21 protein-coding genes are annotated in these 20943 nt (G+C 42.9%); 8 read left to right on the plus strand and 13 right to left on the minus strand.

The features are described from left to right. Positions 1–11: 11 nt before the first annotated feature. The 3 genes from cgtA to rplU form a co-directional block, all read right to left on the minus strand. A complete protein-coding gene (gene cgtA / locus ACGF63_RS04000; RefSeq protein WP_036844083.1) occupies positions 12–1187 on the minus strand; it encodes an Obg family GTPase CgtA in 1176 nt (391 codons plus the stop codon). 128 nt (positions 1188–1315) lie between these two features. Further along, positions 1316–1573: a 50S ribosomal protein L27 gene (rpmA, locus tag ACGF63_RS04005; RefSeq protein WP_015836118.1), complete on the minus strand. Its 258-nt coding sequence runs from the start codon at positions 1571–1573 to the stop codon at positions 1316–1318. Between the two features lie 19 nt (positions 1574–1592). Beyond that, positions 1593–1901 carry a 50S ribosomal protein L21 gene (rplU, locus tag ACGF63_RS04010; protein WP_015836119.1) on the minus strand — a complete coding sequence of 103 codons (309 nt, stop codon included), beginning with the start codon at positions 1899–1901 and terminating at the stop codon, positions 1593–1595. Between the two features lie 250 nt (positions 1902–2151). Here rplU and ispB point away from each other — a divergent pair, with 250 nt between their 5' ends. Continuing rightward, positions 2152–3123, plus strand: coding sequence for an octaprenyl diphosphate synthase (gene ispB / locus ACGF63_RS04015; protein ID WP_036844085.1), 972 nt, complete (start codon positions 2152–2154; stop codon positions 3121–3123). A gap of 22 nt (positions 3124–3145) precedes the next feature. Here ispB and ACGF63_RS04020 read toward each other — a convergent pair whose 3' ends face one another. Beyond that, positions 3146–3526 carry a DNA-binding protein gene (locus ACGF63_RS04020; RefSeq protein ID WP_036844086.1) on the minus strand — a complete coding sequence of 127 codons (381 nt, stop codon included), beginning with the start codon at positions 3524–3526 and terminating at the stop codon, positions 3146–3148. A 76-nt stretch (positions 3527–3602) separates the two neighbouring features. Beyond that, positions 3603–3911 (minus strand): DNA-binding protein, encoded by a 309-nt coding sequence (locus ACGF63_RS04025; protein WP_274534097.1) that lies wholly within the window; start codon positions 3909–3911, stop codon positions 3603–3605. Between the two features lie 224 nt (positions 3912–4135). Here ACGF63_RS04025 and ACGF63_RS04030 point away from each other — a divergent pair, with 224 nt between their 5' ends. Beyond that, entirely contained in the window at positions 4136–4402 is a 267-nt protein-coding gene (locus ACGF63_RS04030; protein ID WP_036844088.1) for a helix-turn-helix transcriptional regulator, read from the plus strand. A 102-nt stretch (positions 4403–4504) separates the two neighbouring features. Here the strand turns inward: ACGF63_RS04030 and mdh are convergent, their stop codons facing one another. Next, positions 4505–5443: a malate dehydrogenase gene (gene mdh, locus ACGF63_RS04035; protein WP_152963407.1), complete on the minus strand. Its 939-nt coding sequence runs from the start codon at positions 5441–5443 to the stop codon at positions 4505–4507. A gap of 453 nt (positions 5444–5896) precedes the next feature. Here mdh and argR point away from each other — a divergent pair, with 453 nt between their 5' ends. Then, the gene (gene argR, locus ACGF63_RS04040) at positions 5897–6367 is read left to right on the plus strand and encodes a transcriptional regulator ArgR (protein WP_021323292.1); all 471 of its coding nucleotides are present in this window, start codon (positions 5897–5899) and stop codon (positions 6365–6367) included. 46 nt (positions 6368–6413) lie between these two features. Here argR and mpl read toward each other — a convergent pair whose 3' ends face one another. Further along, the gene (gene mpl / locus ACGF63_RS04045; RefSeq protein ID WP_152963408.1) at positions 6414–7784 is read right to left on the minus strand and encodes a UDP-N-acetylmuramate:L-alanyl-gamma-D-glutamyl-meso-diaminopimelate ligase; all 1371 of its coding nucleotides are present in this window, start codon (positions 7782–7784) and stop codon (positions 6414–6416) included. A gap of 165 nt (positions 7785–7949) precedes the next feature. Between mpl and fbp the strand changes: the two genes are divergently transcribed. After that, the gene (gene fbp, locus ACGF63_RS04050; protein ID WP_036844091.1) at positions 7950–8954 is read left to right on the plus strand and encodes a class 1 fructose-bisphosphatase; all 1005 of its coding nucleotides are present in this window, start codon (positions 7950–7952) and stop codon (positions 8952–8954) included. Positions 8955–9108: 154 nt separating this feature from the next. Here fbp and ACGF63_RS04055 read toward each other — a convergent pair whose 3' ends face one another. The 3 genes from ACGF63_RS04055 to ACGF63_RS04065 form a co-directional block, all read right to left on the minus strand. After that, complete coding sequence (locus ACGF63_RS04055; RefSeq protein WP_387628952.1) at positions 9109–10011, minus strand: LysR substrate-binding domain-containing protein; 903 nt, start codon at positions 10009–10011, stop codon at positions 9109–9111. Positions 10012–10270: 259 nt separating this feature from the next. Further along, positions 10271–11158: a non-hydrolyzing UDP-N-acetylglucosamine 2-epimerase gene (gene wecB / locus ACGF63_RS04060; RefSeq protein ID WP_203448961.1), complete on the minus strand. Its 888-nt coding sequence runs from the start codon at positions 11156–11158 to the stop codon at positions 10271–10273. Then, the gene (locus tag ACGF63_RS04065; RefSeq protein WP_203448962.1) at positions 11085–11438 is read right to left on the minus strand and encodes a UDP-N-acetylglucosamine 2-epimerase; all 354 of its coding nucleotides are present in this window, start codon (positions 11436–11438) and stop codon (positions 11085–11087) included. The genes wecB and ACGF63_RS04065 overlap by 74 nt, the downstream gene beginning before the upstream one ends. 185 nt (positions 11439–11623) lie before the next feature. On the opposite strand from ACGF63_RS04065, the gene ACGF63_RS04070 reads away from it, so the two are divergent. Together ACGF63_RS04070 and ppa are read left to right on the plus strand one after the other, a co-directional pair. Next, a complete protein-coding gene (locus tag ACGF63_RS04070) occupies positions 11624–11737 on the plus strand; it encodes a LysR family transcriptional regulator (protein ID WP_387628956.1) in 114 nt (37 codons plus the stop codon). Between the two features lie 431 nt (positions 11738–12168). Continuing rightward, a complete protein-coding gene (ppa, locus tag ACGF63_RS04075) occupies positions 12169–12699 on the plus strand; it encodes an inorganic diphosphatase (RefSeq protein ID WP_036844093.1) in 531 nt (176 codons plus the stop codon). Between the two features lie 102 nt (positions 12700–12801). Here ppa and ACGF63_RS04080 read toward each other — a convergent pair whose 3' ends face one another. Genes ACGF63_RS04080 through ACGF63_RS04090 form a run of 3 tightly spaced genes read right to left on the minus strand, consistent with a single transcriptional unit; the run spans position 12802 to position 18652 of the window. Continuing rightward, positions 12802–13149 (minus strand): gamma-glutamylcyclotransferase, encoded by a 348-nt coding sequence (locus tag ACGF63_RS04080; RefSeq protein ID WP_036844094.1) that lies wholly within the window; start codon positions 13147–13149, stop codon positions 12802–12804. Positions 13150–13151: 2 nt separating this feature from the next. Further along, positions 13152–16913 carry a translocation/assembly module TamB domain-containing protein gene (locus tag ACGF63_RS04085; RefSeq protein ID WP_387628961.1) on the minus strand — a complete coding sequence of 1254 codons (3762 nt, stop codon included), beginning with the start codon at positions 16911–16913 and terminating at the stop codon, positions 13152–13154. Continuing rightward, entirely contained in the window at positions 16910–18652 is a 1743-nt protein-coding gene (locus ACGF63_RS04090; protein ID WP_387628963.1) for an autotransporter assembly complex family protein, read from the minus strand. The genes ACGF63_RS04085 and ACGF63_RS04090 overlap by 4 nt, the downstream gene beginning before the upstream one ends. 115 nt (positions 18653–18767) lie before the next feature. Between ACGF63_RS04090 and msrA the strand changes: the two genes are divergently transcribed. Together msrA and ACGF63_RS04100 are read left to right on the plus strand one after the other, a co-directional pair. Then, positions 18768–19415, plus strand: coding sequence for a peptide-methionine (S)-S-oxide reductase MsrA (msrA, locus tag ACGF63_RS04095; protein ID WP_387628966.1), 648 nt, complete (start codon positions 18768–18770; stop codon positions 19413–19415). A gap of 155 nt (positions 19416–19570) precedes the next feature. Next, on the plus strand, positions 19571–20902 hold the full coding sequence (locus ACGF63_RS04100) for a hemolysin family protein (protein ID WP_387628969.1): 1332 nt from the start codon (positions 19571–19573) through the stop codon (positions 20900–20902). Positions 20903–20943: the final 41 nt, after the last annotated feature.

Below are 20943 nucleotides of genomic sequence, written 5' to 3' on the forward strand. Positions count from 1 at the left end.
AGACAGAAGAATCAGCGTTTATAAATTACTTCAATACCTTCGTCGTCATCTTCATCCCAATCGTCATCCCAGTCATCGTCTGCTTCCGAAACCTGTTCTAGTTGCTCTTTATGGTAATCATCCCACATGAATTCAACTTTCTCAGGTTGAGCGCCATCTTCTGTTGTACTCATATTACGAGGTTTGGTTTTCATAAACTCCATAATATCCCAACAAAGCTCTTTAACACCCAGACGATTTATCGCTGAGATCATGTAAAAATCGCCTTCCCAACCTAATTCATCAGCAATAGCTTGTGCACGCTGTTTGGCTTCTTCTGGCTCTAACAGATCAACTTTATTGAATACCAACCAACGTGGTTTTTCTGCCAATTTTTCGCTGTATTGCTGTAACTCATTGACAATAATCCGGGCATTTTCGACAGGATCTGATTCATCAACAGGACAGATATCAATTAAATGCAGCAGCACCCGACAACGTTCCAAATGTTTCAAGAAACGAATACCCAAGCCAGCACCGTCGGAAGCACCTTCAATAAGACCCGGAATATCAGCGACCACGAAACTCTGCTCGTTATCCATCCTTACAACACCCAAGCTGGGTACCAGAGTTGTGAATGGATAATCTGCAACTTTTGGTTTAGCAGCAGAAACAGCACGGATAAATGTAGATTTCCCTGCATTTGGCATCCCCAGCATACCAACATCTGCCAACAACATCAGTTCCAGCATCAATTCGCGGGTTTCACCTGAAGTCCCCATTGTTTTTTGACGAGGAGCCCGGTTAACAGAAGATTTAAAGCGGGTATTACCCAGTCCATGAAATCCACCTTTCGCTACCATCAGACGCTGTTCATGACGAGTCATGTCGCCCAGAATTTCACCGGTTGCCACATCACGGACACGCGTACCAACAGGCACTTTAATCGTAATATCCTGACCACGCTTACCTGTACAATCACGGCTCTGACCATTTTGTCCACGTTCCGCCCGAAAAGACTTTTCAAAACGATAGTCAATCAGTGTGTTGAGATTTTCATCTGCCAGCAGATAAACATCTCCACCGTCTCCACCGTCCCCACCGTCTGGCCCACCTTTCGGAATATATTTTTCACGACGGAAGCTGACACAACCATTGCCACCATCCCCCGCAACAACCAGTATTCTGGCTTCATCTACAAATTTCATATTTTTTCTCCGTATGATAGCCATTACAGTGCTGGACGGCTGTTTTACCCAGAGATGGCGTATTCAGAATAATAAAAAGCCCCGCAACACATTGCGGGGCTTCTGATTCGGTTTGTAACTCGAAAAACTTATTCAGCTTCGATGCTGATAAATTTGCGGTTTTTCGGGCCTTTAACTTCGAACTTAACTTTCCCGTCAGCTAATGCGAACAGGGTGTGGTCACGACCACAACCAACGTTGCTGCCAGCGTGGAATTTAGTACCACGTTGACGGACAATGATGCTGCCTGCTAATACAGACTCGCCACCAAAACGTTTTACACCCAGACGTTTACTTTCAGAATCGCGGCCATTACGAGTTGAGCCGCCAGCCTTTTTGTGTGCCATTAATCTGCTCTCCTAAATCTTAAGCGATGCCAGTGATTTTAACATCAGTGAACCACTGACGGTGGCCTTGCTGCTTACGGCTGTGTTTACGACGACGAAACTTAACGATTTTAATTTTCTCGCCGCGACCATGAGCAACCACTTCAGCTTTGACTTTAACGCCTTCAACTACAGGAGCGCCGATTTTGATGTCATCACCATTAGCGACCATCAGAACCTGGTCAAACTCAACAGTTTCACCTGTTGCGATGTCCAGCTTTTCCAGGCGAATTGTTTGACCTTCGCTGACTCGGTGTTGTTTACCACCACTTTGGAAAACCGCGTACATATAAACTCCGCTTTCCGCACGCCCCCTAAATATCATTCCAGAGCGCGCTATAAATATTCATAATAGGGCGCGAATTCTACGCAAAAAAGCCTAAGAAGACAAGAGCAGAATTAGAGCAGATGATAAAAAAACATAGTTTCTGAATTGTCATTTATTTGAACTGTTTTTCGAGTACAATCAAGACACAGCGATAACTATTATAATGTTAATATGAACACTGCTCTGCATTAGAACCTATAGCCGAAAAAACATGAATTTAGAATCTATTATCAAGCTAACCGCTGATGATATGGCAGCGGTAAATGAAGCCATTCTTAGTCAGTTGAATTCTGACGTTACTCTTATAAATCAACTGGGCTACTACATAATCAGTGGCGGTGGAAAACGCATCCGCCCAATCATTGCCATTCTCGCTGGCAGAGCATTAGGTTGTCAGGGTGATAAGCATATTACTGTTGCTGCTTTAATTGAATTTATCCACACAGCGACCTTGCTACATGATGATGTTGTGGATGAATCGGATATGCGACGTGGCAAAGCCACCGCCAATGCCACTTTTGGTAATGCAGCCAGTGTACTGGTTGGTGATTTTATATACACCCGATCGTTTCAGATGATGACTACACTTAACTCTATGCAGGTTCTTAAACTGATGTCAGAAGCAACTAATGTTATCGCTGAAGGCGAGGTTTTACAGTTAATGAACTGCAATGACCCAGATATCTCTGAAGACGATTATATGCGTGTGATTTACAGTAAAACAGCACGGCTGTTTGAAGTCGCCGCCCACTCTTCTGCGATTCTTTCCAACGCGACACAAGAACAAGAAGCTGCTTTACAAGATTACGGACGTTATTTAGGCACTGCATTCCAGCTAATTGATGATTTGCTGGACTATGATGCTGATAGCGACACTCTGGGCAAAAACACCGGTGATGACCTCAATGAAGGTAAACCAACATTACCACTGCTGCACGCTATGAATCATGGTAGTCCAGAACAATCAGCACTTATCCGTGAAGCAATTGAAAAAGGTAATGGCCGCCATTTACTCGAAACCGTACTGACAACAATGAAACAGTGCGGCTCGCTGGAATATACCCGTAAGCGAGCAGAAGAAGAAGCAGATAAAGCCATTGCTGCTTTACAGGTGCTGGGAAGCTCCCCATACAAGCAAGCACTTGTGGGGTTAGCACATATCGCCGTACAACGTATCTCTTAATTAATAGCAGCAAAACCTGGGGTTAATCTGCCTCCAGGTTTTTCTCTACGTCTTCAACACCAACATCAATATAACCAATAAGTTTTGCCAACCCTTCCCGAAGAATGAATTTCACAATTTTTTCCCGCTCAACTTTAGTCAGTTGATAGTAAGCTTCAACCCAGATTAAGAATGGGTCCTGCCGTTTGTTCGCGTAATCAACCGTGTTTTCCCCTACGGATAACATATTAAGTACATCTTCAGGCAAACTGTTTATATGGTATTCAAGAGCCTTGCCCTGAACACCCAGTTTACGTCTATATTCCCATTCTTCCCGCCTTGCCATCAGATTTATTCCCTGTGGCGAAGAAGGAAGTCCGGCAATACCAACCAGCTCTTTAGCTGAGTACCATTCTTTTTTCATACTTTTCTTCTCACTTTGCACCGGGATAATGAAGAAGAAGCCAAGTTAATTGGCATTTTTAATTTCCAAAAAAGAGTCAAATAACAGAAATATTTTCCAAAAAACTTCTGATACCGTCTCGTAAAATCATGGCTGTCACAGCCTGTTTCTCAGATTCTGACAACTGGTGGAAAGCTCCAACCCAAATCGATAAAGGATCTTGTTTCTGCACCTGATACTCAGAAGATGATTCATGAAGCTCCAGCGCTGCAATGGTCGTCTCTGGAAAACAGGAATAGTGATATTCGACTGCTTTGCCTTGTACCCCTTGCTTTTTCTGACATAACCACTCCTCACGTTTTGCTCTGGCATTAACCCCTTGTGGTGATCCAGGTAACTCACCCACGCCAACCAATTCCTTGGCCGAAAACCACTCTTTTTTCATCACGTTTCTCTATTTTTGTAACCAAGTTCAAAAAAGAAGTTTTTAAGAAAAAATTTGGAAATATTTTTAGAAAAATAATGCTATTTTATTTCTCAATAACAGGTTTCAGTTCGTTATTGCTCTCATGCAGACCTGTTATTTATACCACTAACATAGCATCAAATTTAACAAAAAAAGGATTAAAAATGATTTCAAGGAAATCTGATTGGCATCCAGCCGACATAATTGCAGCTTTACGCAAGCGGGGAACAACCTTAGCTGAGGTATCACGCAAAGCGGGACTGAGCTCATCTACACTCGCTAATGCACTGTCTCGCCCATGGCCAAAGGGAGAATGGATAATTGCGAATTATCTGGAAATACACCCTTCAGAGATTTGGCCTAGTCGTTATTTTGATCCAAATACTGGAGAATTATTAGAAAGGAAAGTACGCGAACAAATAAATAATTAGCTAACGAATTATTTTCATTAAATAAAAACCGCCGGTAATTCGTTATACCAGCGGTTTTTATTGTTTCATAAGTATATATTTTATATTTATAAAATATACCAATTAGTTATTAATGAATTTTTCACCTAATTCTATATCTTTTCTCAATACGTCCAACATGCCTTCCAATGATTTCTGTTCAAAATCACTCAACTTGCCGATATCCAGACGCTCTTCTACGCCATTTTTACCCAAACGAATCGGTTGAGCGAAAAAACGCGCATATTTGCCATCACCTTCAACATAGGCACATTCCACAACATTGCTTTCACCTTGTAAACCACGGACCAAAGAAAGGCCCAGACGAGCCGCAGCTTGTCCCATAGACAGAGTTGCAGATCCACCACCAGCTTTAGCTTCAACGACTTCAGTACCTGCATTCTGAATACGTTTAGTTAAGGCAGCTAACTCTTCATCAGTAAAACTCACATCAGGGATTTGGGACAACAGAGGCAGGATAGTCACACCAGAGTGACCACCGATAACCGGCACTTCGATTTCCTGCGGTTTTTTACCTTTCAATTCAGCAACAAAAGTATTGGAGCGGATAATATCCAGGGTTGTTACACCAAACAGGCGGTTTTTATCATATACACCCGCTTTTTTCAGCACTTCGGCCGCAATAGCTACAGTTGTGTTGACTGGGTTAGTAATAATCCCAATCAGTGCCTTCGGACACGTTTTAGCCACTTGTTCTACCAGGTTACGAACGATACCCGCGTTAACATTAAACAGATCTGAACGATCCATACCTGGTTTACGGGCAACACCCGCAGAAATCAATACAACGTCCGCTCCTTCCAACGCTGGCGTTGCATCTTCACCAGCAAAGCCCTTAATTCTCACATCCGTTGGGATGTGGCTCAAATCAGCAGCCACCCCAGGTGTCACTGGAGCGATATCATATAAAGAGAGTTCTGAACCTGAAGGAAGCTGGGTTTTTAGTAGAAGAGCAAGCGCCTGACCAATACCACCGGCTGCACCGAGAACTGCAACTTTCATCCTGATACTCCTTAAATCGTTTATACTTTAAAATGCTGTGAATTCATCTGGTTATAAACCATAGATTACTACGTTCTTGAAAACAATCTGTTAACAGCCAAATTGTGGACTTACGCTCTAATAGTGGGACGCAAAAGTCGCCGTATTCTAGGCAAAATGCTTATCTGTTAATGAGATAATGGGCACTATTTTGATAATTACCTTATGATTTTATAAAACAACCCGCTAAATACCTTACACCTAACAACAACACCAAACAACATCATTTGATTAACAATATAATTACATGATAACCAGCCCAAAAAAGCAAATTCTCATATTCATATTTTGTGAATTTCTATATAGCATAAGACTAATTCATGCTTTTAAAATGGTGATAAAATCATTTTTATTGCATAAAAATTCATTTATATGCATAATATAATCTTCATAGCTGATTGAATATGGTGAAATATGCGTACTCCCTCTAAACAGGAAGAGTTAGTAAAAGCTTTCAAGGCGTTACTGAAAGAAGAAAAATTTAGCTCTCAAGGAGAAATCGTCACCGCCTTGCTGGAAGAAGGTTTTGAGAATATTAATCAATCCAAGGTCTCCAGAATGCTGACTAAATTTGGTGCTGTTCGCACCCGTAATGCCAAAATGGAAATGGTCTACTGCCTTCCTGCTGAGCTTGGCGTCCCTACTGCCACTAGTCCACTAAAAAACCTTGTACTGGATGTTGATCACAACCATTCAATTGTTGTAATTCGTACAAGCCCTGGTGCTGCTCAGCTTATTGCTCGCCTGTTGGACTCCCTTGGTAAAGCAGAAGGCATACTTGGCAGTATCGCGGGTGACGACACCATCTTCATCACACTTGCCAGAGGTTTCACAGCAGAACAGCTACGTGAAAAAATTCTTGAATTGTTCGAACAAGAACTTTAAATGAATCGCGCCAGCATGGCGCGATTCATTTTTCCTGCCGCCATCCTCAGGACTGATAAGTTTTTTTATTCAGCTCAGACAATAATTTTTCATGCATACCACCAAACCCACCATTACTCATAACCAAAATATGATCGCCCTTTTGTGCCTTATCAACAATCATATGTACCAGTGAATCGATATCAGCACTCCAATGCGCAGGCTGAACACAGCGATCTGCAATTTCTGATACATGCCATTTAATATTAGCCGGCTGGAATAAGAACACTTTGTCAGCACGCCCCAAAGCTGGCGCGATCTCATTCTTACTAACGCCCATTCTCATAGTATTTGAACGCGGTTCCAACACAGTAATAATACGGGCAGTTCCGCCAACCTTACTGCGCAGAGCTTCCAATGTTGCCAGAATTGCTGTCGGGTGATGCGCAAAATCATCATAAACGGTGATGCCATTCTGCTCACCACGTAGTTCAAGGCGACGACGAGCATTAATAAAATCACTCAAAGCACGGCAGGCATCGGCTGGCTGGACGCCAACATGATGTGCAGCTGCGATCGCAATCAGCCCATTACGCATATTATGTTCACCAACCAGTGACCAGTTCACCTCTCCAACAATTTCACCACCATAAGACACCCGATAATCACTGCTGTCTGTACTTATTTTTTTTGCCTGCCAGCGGCCAGTTTCACCCACCAGTTCCAATTCACTCCAGCAACCCATAGACAAGACATGCTTCAGGTTAATATCGTTATCCGGAACAAAGATCTTGCCACTAGCCGGAATGATCCTGACAAGATGATGGAACTGTCTCTGAATAGCTGCCAGATCGCCAAAAATATCCCCATGATCAAATTCCAGATTATTCATAACCAGCGTACGTGGGCTGTAATGCACAAACTTGGATCGTTTATCAAAGAAAGCACTATCATATTCATCGGCTTCTATCACGAAAAACGGGCTTTCTCCGATCTGAGCTGATGTTTCAAAATTTCCAGGAACACCACCGATCAAGAAACCCGGTTTATAGCCACAAGCTTCCAGAATCCAAGCCAACATGCCGGCGGTTGTTGTTTTGCCATGCGTCCCTGCAACCGCCAGAACCCAACGCTCCGGCAAGACATAATCATGCAGCCATTGAGGACCAGAGGTATAAGGGAGCCCACGCTCCAGCACAGCCTCTACACAAGGATTTCCACGGCTCATGACATTACCGATGATGACCATATCTGGCACAGAATCCAATTGTGCCGGATCATATCCCTGAATCAGGCTAATCCCATGTTTTTCTAGTAAGGTACTCATTGGTGGATAAACATTGGTATCTGAGCCGGTTACCTCATGGCCGAGAGAACGTGCCAAAATTGCCAGTCCACCCATAAAAGTACCGCAGATACCAAGAATATGAATACGCATTGATTTCCCATTCCATAGCATGAAGTTAGCCACTATTCTAACCATCAAAAGCAAGATAAGAAATGGAATAGCCTATGAATCATCCCTTTCTTTGGCTAAACTGCCCGCGTAAGAGTGCAATGGACATTCTAAAACCACTATCAAATCACATTCAGGACTTTCGTCATGAAAACATTAGGCGAATTCATCGTCGAAAAGCAGCAAGATTTTTCTCATGCCACGGGTGAGCTCACCGCATTGCTTTCCGCTATTAAGCTCGGAGCAAAAATCATTCACCGTGATATCAACAAAGCCGGTTTAGTGGATATTTTAGGGACCAGCGGTGCGTCCAATATCCAAGGCGAAGTTCAGATGAAACTGGACCTGTATGCTAATGAAAAACTCAAAGCAGCATTGAAAGCACGCGGTGAAGTTGCCGGTATCGCTTCCGAGGAAGAAGACGACATCGTTATTTTCGAAGGCGACCGCGCTGAAAATGCAAAATATGTTGTTTTGATGGACCCATTAGATGGTTCTTCAAATATTGATGTAAACGTTTCCGTTGGTACTATCTTCTCTATCTACCGTCGTATTACACCTATCGGCAAACCCGTCACTGAAGAAGATTTCCTGCAACCGGGTAACCGCCAAGTCGCAGCCGGATATGTTGTCTACGGTTCTTCAACTATGTTGGTTTATACCACTGGCTGTGGTGTACATGCCTTTACTTATGATCCTTCACTCGGCGTATTCTGTCTTTCTCATGAGAAAGTCCAGTTTCCCCCTAAAGGCAATATGTATTCCATCAACGAAGGGAATTACATCAAATTCCCTATGGGAGTGAAGAAATACATTAAATATTGCCAGGAACAGGATGAGGAGACTCAGCGTCCTTACACCACACGTTATATCGGCTCGTTGGTTGCTGATTTCCACCGCAACCTGCTGAAAGGCGGAATCTACATTTACCCAAGCACCGCCAGCCATCCATCAGGAAAATTGCGCTTGCTGTATGAATGTAACCCAATGGCATTCTTGGCCGAACAAGCCGGCGGTAAAGCCAGTGATGGTGCCAACCGCATTCTGGATATCATCCCATCCAAACTGCATCAGCGCGTGCCTTTCTTTGTTGGTAGTAAATCAATGGTAGAGAAAGCCGAAAGTTTTATGGCTGAATTTCCGGATGAGTAATTTCATCGATTAATGACGAATTAAGAGGTGGTATTCCGCCTCTTAATCCTATGCCAGTATCTTGAAAAGGAACTTCTACTTACAAAACCCAAACGAGAGTTTTTCTTCGGTAGCTCTTCTCGCGAGAATTAGAAAACAGCTAACCATGAAGTATTCATTTACTATCAATATTGACATTATCGACAAGGAAGTCTAAAAAAGCACGTACACGTAAAGGCATATAACCACCATGCCCGACAAAAACAGCATGAATGTCTTCCATATCATCCATGTTAAACTCATCCAACACTGTGCATAATTTGTTGCGATTAATATCATCCTTCACTCTGAATTTTGCCAACCGAGCTAATCCGCCGTGTTCAATGGCCAGATAACGAAGTGCCTCACCATCACTGGCCTGAATTGTCCCTTTCGTGCTTATTTGACGGCGTACTCCATCAACAACAAACGGCCAGCCATTGATCGAACGCATATAGTTTGCACTTAGCAAATTATGGTTTCCCAAATCATCAGGGTGTTGTGGTATTCCTCTTTTCTGTAAATAAAGGGGAGAGCCAACAATAACCATTTTAGCCTGCCCAAGTTTACGTGCTATTAGGCTTGAATCCTTAAGTGGACCGGCTCTCACTGCGATATCTGAGCGCTGCCCAAGAATATCTACCACAGTATCAGTCAATACAATATCAAGTGTAATATCAGGGTATAGCGATGAAAAAATAGGGATCAACGGTAAGAGAAAATGATGGCCAAACGTGACGTTAGCATTCACACGTAAACGACCCCGAGGTACATGACACTCACTGACACTACGTTCAGCTTCGTTCAGTTCAGCAAGAATCCCTACCCCACGCTCATAAAACAACTGCCCTTCTAGTGTAAATTGCAACTGCCGGGTTGAACGATTAAACAAACGAGAACCAAGCCGCGACTCCAAACGAGATATCAACTTACTAATAGCTGAAGGTGTCATCCCACAAGTTCTAGCTGCCGCAGAAAAGCTGCCATTTTCAACAACACATATGAATACTTCTAACTCTCTAAAGCGATTAATATCCATACCAATCCTATGAATTTATTTCACAAGTGTTTTTCCGTTATCCAGTCTAGTCCGTTAGATACCTTTAGTCCAAAATTTGGACAAATCAAAAGGATTAAAAATCCCTCTGAAAATATATCTAAATAACTTTTCAAAATAGTGATACACCTTGCCAACGCCTTACACAACAAGGGTTGTGGTATGCATAGTACAAAGCAGTTCATCAGACGTCAGAGTGGCCCTTTTCAGATATCAATCGAATAGACCAACTGTATCGGTATTATGAAATTCTATTTAGTCCCATTTCACAGCCGTGATAAAAAGGTTGAACTGCTGGGCCAAGACCGAAGTAATTAGCAATAGCACCAATAACACGTTGTGTCGCTTGACCATCTCCATAATGTTTAGTCTGAATATTAGCGCTTTTGAACACATCAAGATTATCCAAGATATGATTGACGCGTCGAATAATCAGATCACCAGAATTACCAACCAAAATTGCTGAACCAGTATGTATGGCTTCTGGCCTCTCGGTCAATGAACGCAATATCAATGTAGGTTTGCCAAGTGTTGGGCCTTCCTCTTCTGCTCCACTACTATCGGAAAGAATAATATCCGCACGACTCATCAACTGACAGAAATCCAGATAATTTAACGGTTCGATCAAATCAACGTTTATCATATTAGCCAGAATATTTTGAAGAGTTTGACAAACAACAGGATTTTTATGCATTGGAATTATAATCCGTACAGCTTGCCGTGCGGCGATTTGTTTAATTGCATTAGCAATTTCAGGAATTTTTTCCCATGCTTCACGACGATGAACAGAAGCCAAAATAATCTTTCGTGTATCATGTTGCAAATCTTCAAAGATAGCATGTCGGCAAGACTGTTCTCTCTTAATTGCCCAATACAATGCATCGATTACTGTATTACCGGTAATAACAATACGGTCTTCCTTGATACCTCCACGGATTAGGTTAGCTGCGTTACCAGGTGTTGGTGCTAAATGCAAAGAGGCGATTTGTGCTACCAATTTCCTATTACCTTCCTCGGGGAAAGGAGAACTGATGTTTCCGCTACGTAGCCCTGCTTCAATGTGGATCACTGGGGATATGATGATGGAAACCGGACAATGCAGCTGCCAACGTCGTACCAGTATCTCCATGCACAGTAATAGCATCAGGGGATATTTTCGGCAGGAGTTTCGCCAAACCATCAGTAATACGGGAGGTGATCTGTGCCAACGTTTGTCCAAGCTGCATCACTTGCAAGTTATAATCCGGTCGGATATCAAACACAGCAAGAGCGTCATCCAACATTTCCTTGTGTTGACCAGTGGAAATCACAATAACTTTAAAACGAAAATCTTTTTTCAATGCATTTATTACCGGTCCATATTTAATAGCTTCCGGACGAGTGCCTAAAATTACAGAAATTTTCTTCATTGTCAGATCCCGAATAATTGATTATAAATATTAAAATGATACTACTGAGATAACTCAGACTATTACTTACATGATCTCGTATAAAATTTTTTTTACTTCTGAACCAGGTTGTTATTTAATACGAAGCTAAATGATATGAAAAGCGATTTATTGGAAAAAAATTTTTCCAAAAAGGAAAATATAGAATGAAGAACCTTGATGACCTTGAGGTTTTTATACAAATGATAGATTGCAAGAATTTTTCAAATGCAGCACAGACGTTAAATGTTACAACCAGCACAATTAATTTCAATGAGTGATAATAGTTAATTGGAAATCTTTACCCCACGAGCAATAATATTATTTTGGAGATTATTACTGCCATAATATATTCATTATTCGGTAATATAATGTGCTGTTCACTTTACTGGAATTAGTAATTATAACCGAATTCGTGATAATCAGATGGCTACCAAAAACCTGATAATATCCTTCCATAAAACAGTTATTCCCCTTAGCTATAACTCCTATCTTTTCTACACAAATTCCCTATCGAAAGATAGGGAATTAGATTGCTGGCAAGAAATTGATTAAAAAACAATCAACCGGTCAGCAATCTACTACGAGCTCCCCTCACCTTTCTTATTTTGAAGATTTTTACAGATTAAGGTTATAGAGATAGTGAGATTTCATCATCATTCTGGCTATAATACCCCCCACTCCATTTTGGTTTGAAACAAAGGAAACGTTCATGAGCCTGAACTCAGTACCGGCAGGGAAAGACCTGCCAGAAGACATCTACGTCATTATCGAAATCCCTGCGAACGCAGATCCAATCAAATATGAAGTTGATAAAGAATCCGGTGCGCTGTTTGTAGACCGTTTTATGTCTACCGCAATGTTCTATCCATGCAACTATGGTTACATCAACAATACTCTGTCTTTGGATGGTGACCCGGTTGATGTTCTGGTTCCAACGCCATACCCATTGCAACCAGGTGCTGTGATCCGCTGCCGTCCGGTTGGCGTTCTGAAAATGACTGATGAATCAGGTGAAGATGCCAAACTGGTTGCAGTTCCGCACAGCAAATTGACCAAAGAATATGATCACATTAAAGATGTGAACGATCTGCCAGAATTGCTGCGCGCTCAGATCACTCACTTCTTTGAGCACTACAAAGATCTGGAAAAAGGTAAGTGGGTTAAAGTTGATGGTTGGGATAATGCCGAAGCGGCTAAAGCAGAAATTGTCTCCTCTTTCGAACGTGCTGCTAAGAAATAATCCATCTTTATGTGCATAATTAAAAAACCTCTGTGGACCATCACCGGCAGAGGTTTTTTAATGTCATAATCCCTTTTTATCATGATAAAAAGGGATTTTTATTTACTCTTCTGCGTGGCGCTTTAACCAGTCACCGCTTTTTATCCGCCGTAAACTGGTTACCGGAAACTGATAAAGATATATCCATGCACTACCATACGGTGTTTGAATCAACTCCCTTACATACTCCCGAGAATTATCTTTCAAATCGTCTAATTCTGTCAGGATAGTTGAGTTGATGCGATATACCTCACATTCAATACTCCCGTCACCACGGATTACCGCAGGATAATACCCAAGGTCATACAGCTCATAGCCTTCCAGCTTATGATCCCCTAACCATTGAGCATCGGTCATCCAGTGATGATTGCCCTGTTTGCGCCGTAAGCTGCCATAAACAATAATTCGCATTTTTAAAACTCAAACTGATAGAGCAAATCCAATGTCTGATCAATACCAGACACTGCTTCCAGATACAATCTAGGCATTAACCTATAGCGTAAAGTTAATGTTGCCAGTGAATCAAATATACCAACACCATACTTAACTTGCAGATCTTTTGTGATCTTTCCGCTAACAACTACTTGTGATTTATCACCAACCCCTTGAGTATCCAGCGCTAAATCGGAAACACCAAATATTTCACCGATTTTACCTACCAACTGACCACTCTGCGCAACCCCCAAACCTATCAACATTGCCGTCATCTGGGAATTGTCTGAGCCACTGCTCTCCAACCCTTCACCACGCAACAAGTAAGAAAGCGCTTCTTGTTGTGATTTAGCAGGTTCTGAGAAAATTTCCACTTTTGGCTGATCCGCCAAACCGGTAACTCTCACCCCAGCAATAACACGACCATCAGTTGATTCCGGATTCCGGATAGCCTCAATATTAAGCAATGGTTGATCCGGTGGACCTGAAAACACAATCATCCCTTTACGGACAATCAGATCCTGTCCATAAGCATGGAAACGGCCATCGAGAATATCAACTTGACCATTCAAACCCAGGCCTTGCTCACCCTGAACAGCTTTCAGAACACCTCTAAGTTTCGCTTTGAGGCCAAATGCACTGAGTCGAACATCATCGCCTATATGAATCGTCAAATTACTTTGAATCGGGATTGACGCTTTTTTCACTTCTAACGGCTGAAGATTCTCACCCAATATAATCTCATCCGATGAAGCCTCAACAGCCGATTCAGGTAGTTCTTTAACTGTAATACGCGCCCAGGGAATATCAACGTTACCATCCAATTTCAGTAACTGGGGAGAAGCCTCAAACACCAGAGCAGGGCTGACATCAATTTTCACCATTGGTGGAAAAGTTACCCTCAACTTATCACCGTTAGCGGCAATTCTTGTATGCCACGCATCCAAATTACGCCAGTCAGCATCACCATTCAGGTTAAGTTGCCCCTTCGGGGTTTTGATAACACCATCAAGATCGGAACGTATTCCATCAAAATTTACACCAAGTTGCCCTTGAGTAATATCAAATGGAATCCAATGACCCGAAGCTTGCAGTGCGCTCAGGCTCAACCGACCAAACAGTAATGGATTTTTAGCATTTCCGCCCAGACGCAGGTTAGCGTTCAAATGACCTTCTGCCTTATCACCTTTTCCAAGAATCGGTTCGATCAACGCCAGTGAAATATCCTGAATACCGATATTGCCTGATAGTTTGCGAGGCCCTTCAAGATCAGCAACCTGTACCGCACCGTTAAACTGACCATTTCCCATAATTTTAAACAGCCAATTCAGCTCTGCGGCTCCATTCTTCAAGCCTGCATTGAGTGTCAGGGTTTGAAAATCTACAGGTAATGCGATGCCATCAATCACTTGCTTAACCTGCACCGCATCACCACGCAAATTAACGTTGGCCTGAGTCAATCCACCTCCAGCACTCCATTTAACATCAGCATTACCACTGAATACACCTTTCAAATGTGTTTCAGGCCCCAGTAATGGTTGAATCATAGCAAGATCAAAACGATCAAGAACAATAGATGCACTACCGCTGGCACCCGCTTCAATGGGTTTCGGTACACAGAGCTGTGCATGTGGATTCAACCAACAATGAGTACCCACAGTGACTTTCTGCTGCTGATTGAGATAATCAATAGTAATAGCTTTGGTTAAACGCCATTCGCCAACCGGCGTATCAAAACGGGTATTATTAATACTGCCTTTCCATCGTTGTTGCTTGCGATCAAAACTACCATTAAGCGCAAGTTGACCGGCAACCGGCTCACCATCGACCTTCAGTTGCAAATTATGTTGTTTTTCATTGCCCTTAGCATTCAGCGTCAAACTACGAACGATTAAATCAGCCTGTTTCAACTGGCCGACTTTGATAGCCAGATCGCCCTGGATCTGCGCAGCAGAACGTACATCTCCCTTCACATTAACACTATCAATGCGCAAATCCTGCCATTTCAACCCATTAGCATTCAGATCAGCCAGAATTTGAGGCGCTTGCATATTACCACGCAGTTTCAACGTCCCATTAACGACACCGCCAAGCCCCGGTAATAAGCCATCCAACCTCGGTGCTCTGATATCGCCATCAAGTTGCCACTGTTTGAACAACTGTCCCTGGAGATTGATTTTATTACGCCCCAAAGCCAGCTCAAATTGAGGAATATTCCACTGACCAGCTGCATTACCCGAAATCTTACCCCTCGCTTTTATCAAGTTCTGTTTTACATTACCATCAAGCGTGATTTCCGGGATTCGGAGCTGCCAGCTACCACCGTGCAAACTGCCACGAGTCACTATTTTCCCCTCTATTTCAGCTGGCCATTCCGGCCACTGTTTAACAGTATTGATTCCAGAGAGTGTCAACACCGCATTCCAACTTACCGCCTTACTCCAATCTGCCACACCGACCAGTTCAGTCCTTCCCTGCAAAGCAGACAAGCGCAAGCGGGTCAACTTAAAGCGTTCTTCATTACCTTTAGCATCCAGCACCAATAATGCCGGTGGAATTTCATTACCTTTAATGCCCGAACGCAATGACAAATCATAACCACTCGCTTTACCATTCAAGCGCATTTTTACGTTATCAAGCTGATATTCAGGCTCCCCCGTCAAAGGCCAGCTCAGTTGCTGGCTCTCAAGCGTCATACGCACTGGCAAACCTGTCTTAGCCAATTCCGCCTGGGCATCAATTTTAGCTCTGACAGGGCCAGACAAATTCAGAATTAAGTTGAGTTGCTCCAGCAAGGCTCCATTAAGCTTCAAGTCAACTTTTTGCCCTTGAATCTCTTGCTGATCTATCTCACCTTTTATTGACAGCTTTACCGGCCATTGCTGTGCCAACGTCGCGGAACCATGAACGGCTAAAGAACCTTCCGGTGCCTTTACATTCAATTTATCAAGCTGAATCTGCTGCCCCTGATTACTCAGTTGCAGTAATAAGTCATTGATTATGATATTGGTATCACCGGTTAGCCGTAATTGCTTCCCACTGATCTCTTCGACAGTAATATCCAGTGGAATAGGCACTTCCGGTAACGTTGCCAATAGCGGCTGAGAGAACAATGTCTTGAGGATTTCTCCCAACGACTTTTCCGGCTCAACTTCCCGCTTTGCTTTCGCTGTTTTCAATTGCTCAGGAGTTGTTTTTGGCAATCCCACCAGCAATCCAGTGATTTTTGTTGGCTTAAGAATTAATGCCTTTTGCTGCCACTCAGCTGCGGTCCTGAATTCATCAAGGGCAAATACCTTATCATCTACGGTGACTGCGGCATTTTTAATGGATAGCAAATTAAGTGAAATCGGATACGGCGTTTTCAGTTCAGTCAGAGGCTCTGATTCTGGCGACGGCTCCCCCGCAGGTGGCAATTGTTTAGTGTTAATCGCGACTTTTACGCCTTCTGTCGTCAATGCATTAATACATAACTGACTATTTTTCAGACAGGAAAGACGCAGCGAAAGGTGGAGTTGATTCACATTAACATCAACACCGGGCATCTGATACCTGATACCTTTCAAGGTCAAATCACGCCAGCCACCACTAACATCGGCAATATCCAGCCCCGGTACCCAACGGACGGCACTGTTAATCATAGTATGCAGGCCAGATTGCGTTCCTACCAATCCGGCAACAGCAATAACCAACAATGTAATAATCAGCAAAAAAGCAATACTGATCTTCTTAATCCATTTCATAATTCAGATCCTAACCCGATGTAAAACTGGATATTACGGGATTCTGAATCCCCTATTGGCCTGGCAAGATCAAACTTAATGGGTCCGACAGGAGAAGCCCAACGCACACCAACACCTGCGCCGGTTTTAAAATTGCTCCTTCTAACATCATTAATTGCTTCACCGGTATCGACAAAAACAGCACTCCACCAATCACCCGTTACGTTATATTGATACTCAAGTGAACCCACGATCAGCATGGATGCACCGGTCAATTTTCCTTTATCGTCTTTAGGAGAAATTTTCTGATACCTGTAACCACGAACACTGCGATCACCACCGGCAAAGAAACGTAAATCAGGAGGGACTTTCTGGAACTCATTGGTTTCTATCCAACCCAAATTACCCCGGGCAACAAAACGATGGTTATCCCAGTAAGTTCTGATCCAAACGTTTTGCGCCTGTAATACCAGAAAATCCACATCAGAACCCCAAAGGGTATCAGAAATATCAATGGAATAACGCTGGCTATCGCCCCAATAAGGCATCGTACCCCCACGTTGGCGGATACGACTCACGTTCGCTCCCGGATACAACAACATAGCCGTATTCGTGACATTAGCTTGAGTAAAGTGGCTGAGGCTCCAGCGCATATTGATCCCATACTGCCAACCAGTTGAAAGATCCCAATTACGGGAAAGGTTCACCGTCGCAGTATCTGATACGGTATCGTTGACATCCTTACGTTTATAACCCGTCTGCAACGCATAATATTGCTCCAGCGGGTTCGCTTTCAGCGGCATTTTATAGGTAGCATCAATCACCTGTTCAGGTGCAGAAAGGTTGATACTCGTGCCAAGGCTATGTCCACGAGAATTTAGCCACGGTTTTGTCCACTTAGCTTTTACCCGTGGCCCAACATCTGTTCCATAACCCCCACCCAGTTCAACATAGTTTTTGGAACGTGGTGTTAATACCGCATCAAGAGGGAGAATCTTATTACCACTTTTTCTGGCAGCATTAAAATCAGGTGTCACAAGCGCTGAATTAAACCAACCAGTTTCTGCCAGCCGCCGGTTGAATTCTGCCAATTGTTCCGAGGTATAAAAATCCCCTTCTTTGAACGGCACCAAGTGACTCAGATAATCTTCACGAATTTGTGAGCCACGATAATGTATCTGACCAAAGTGATAACGCTCACCACTGTTAAAATTAAAATCCCAGAATGCCTCATGCCGCTCTTTGGCAACACCTAATTGGCTCTTTTTCATGATGGCGTCAAAATAACCTTTTCTAATAGCAAGCCCGGTCAGAGAACCTTTAAAGCTTTCATATTCACCATGATTAAGAATTGTCCCTTTTTTCGGACTTTTGCTTTTAACCAGTTTGGCATAATCTCCATCTGTCTTAGCCCCACCGTCCAAAACAACATTAACACCGGCAATCCTTACAGGTTCACCTGCGGTGACTTTTGCTGTTAATACCGAGCGAGCAGGGGGTTTATTTTCCTGATAGGTAAATTCGATAATGGGTTCATAATAACCAAGGGGACGCAGACCTTCACGAATCGCTTTATCTACACGAGAACGGAAACGACCATCTGCCGCAACTTCGTCAGTACTGATGGTAGAAAGATGAACCCGGGCATTTTTTTCTAAACTGCCTGTTAATCCTTCTATTTTCAGACGAAGACTAGCACTATGAACGATGGGAGTTGCGATAGACACACAAAGAAAACATAAAATGGGGTATCTCGACACGCGAACTCCTAACCTAATTGGAATAATTTGACTATAATAAAATTAATCTTGAGTAAAGTTTATAATATATACAATCTATCAATATCTGAAAACTTAATAATTACAGGAGGGAATTGTGCCAACTTCAGCTAGTGAAACCCCATCTATTGATCCTCAAAGTACATTACCAGGAAGAGCTGAACCACTTAAGATTTCACCTAACCATACTGTCACCAATCATACAATAGAGCCTGTTCCAGCCAATATGGAATTTGCCTATTTTGGTATGGGATGTTTCTGGGGCGTAGAACGGCTGTTCTGGCAACAATCTGATATTTACACGACTTCTGCGGGTTACAGCGGTGGTACAACACCCAATCCAACTTATGAAGAAGTCTGTAGCGGACTGACCGGTCACGCCGAGGTTGTCAGAATTGTTTATGATCCGGCAAAGAATAGTTACGAAAACCTGTTAAAACTTTTCTGGGAAAACCACGACCCGGCTCAAGGAATGCGTCAGGGAGGGGATATTGGTACTCAGTATCGTTCCGCGATTTATACTGTGTCACCTCAGCAACATGAACTGGCATTAGCCAGCCGTGAACGCTTCCAAAAAGCCATGCAACAACAAGAAGATAACCGACCTGTTACAACCGAGATCACAGAAGCCGGGCCATTCTATTTTGCTGAAGACTATCACCAGCAGTATCTGTTTAAAAATCCTGAGGGGTATTGCGGATTAGGCGGTATTGGCATTTGCCTGCCACAAATGAGCAAAAACTAGCCGGCTCATCTAAACTGATGTTATAATTAATACACTAATCAATAGCTTTCTAAGCATTTATTGCAACTTTTTATTTTATATGATTTTTATTGTTTCCTCCGGTGTTCTTTCAACGATAACCTACCCTATCACCGGAGGTAAAACACGGATACCTTATGCTAAATAGTTTACTAGTGGTGCTTTTACTGTGCGCAATCAGCGCCTTTTTTTCGTTATCTGAAATCTCTCTCGCCGCCTCAAGGCGAATCAAATTAAAACTGATGGCAGACGAAGGTAATATCAACGCAGCTCATGTCCTCAAATTACAAGAATCTCCAGGGATGTTTTTTACCGTTGTGCAAATCGGCCTGAACGCAGTCGCCATTTTGGCAGGTATTGTCGGCGAATCGGCATTTTCTCCTTCACTGAAAGCTTTTTTCATTAAATTTATGAGTTCTGAATGGGCAGAACAATTCGGCTTTATCTGTTCATTTATCATTGTGACCAGTCTATTTATTTTACTTGCTGACCTGACACCAAAGCGTATCGGTATGATCAAACCAGAAGCTGTCGCGGTAAAAATCGTTAATCCAATGCGTTTCTGTCTGGCAATTTTCCGCCCATTAGTTTGGTTATTTAATGGGCTGGCTGATCTTATCTTTAAGATCTTTAAAATTCCGATGGCGCGTAATGAAGACATCACATCTGATGATATTTTCGCGGTTGTGGAAGCAGGGGCTGTTGCGGGTATCCTGCGTAAACAAGAGCATGAGCTGATTGAAAACGTGTTCGAACTCGAATCCCGTACCGTTCCTTCTGCCATGACCTCACGGGAAAGTGTCGTCTACTTTGATAAGCATGAAAGTGAAGAAAGTATCAAACAACAGGTCTCCACCCAACCACACTCCAAGTATCTGATATGTGACGGAGATATTGATCATGTTATCGGTTATGTAGATTCCAAAGACCTGCTTAACCAAGTCCTGAGTGGTCAGAGCCTGAACTTCAATAAAGGTGTCCAGATCCGCAACGCGCTGATCATTCCAGATACCTTAACGCTTTCAGATGCCCTGGAAAGTTTTAAAGCTGCCGGTGAAGATTTCGCTATTATCCTGAATGAATATGCGCTGGTCATGGGGGTGATTACCCTCAATGATGTGATGACTACCCTGATGGGTGATTTGGTTGGTCAGGGGCAAGAAGAACAGATTGTTGTCCGGGACGAAAATTCATGGCTGGTTGAAGGCGGAACACCGATTGATGATGTACAGCGGGTACTGGATATTGATGATTTTCCTGATTCCAGTAACTACGAAACCATTGCAGGCTTTATGATGTTCCGGTTGCGGAAAATTCCAAAACGTACTGATTCAGTCAAGTTTGCTGGTTATAAGTTCGAAGTTGTCGATATTGATAACTACAAAATCGATCAGCTATTAGTCACAAAAATCACTGACACCCCCACCACGGCTTCGGCTCACAATCCAACCATCAATGATGATAAATAAAAACGGCCTATTCCTAAACTGAGGCCGTTTAATATTCTGTG

This window comes from Photorhabdus sp. RM322S (assembly GCF_042879395.1).
Classification (GTDB): domain Bacteria; phylum Pseudomonadota; class Gammaproteobacteria; order Enterobacterales; family Enterobacteriaceae; genus Photorhabdus; species Photorhabdus khanii.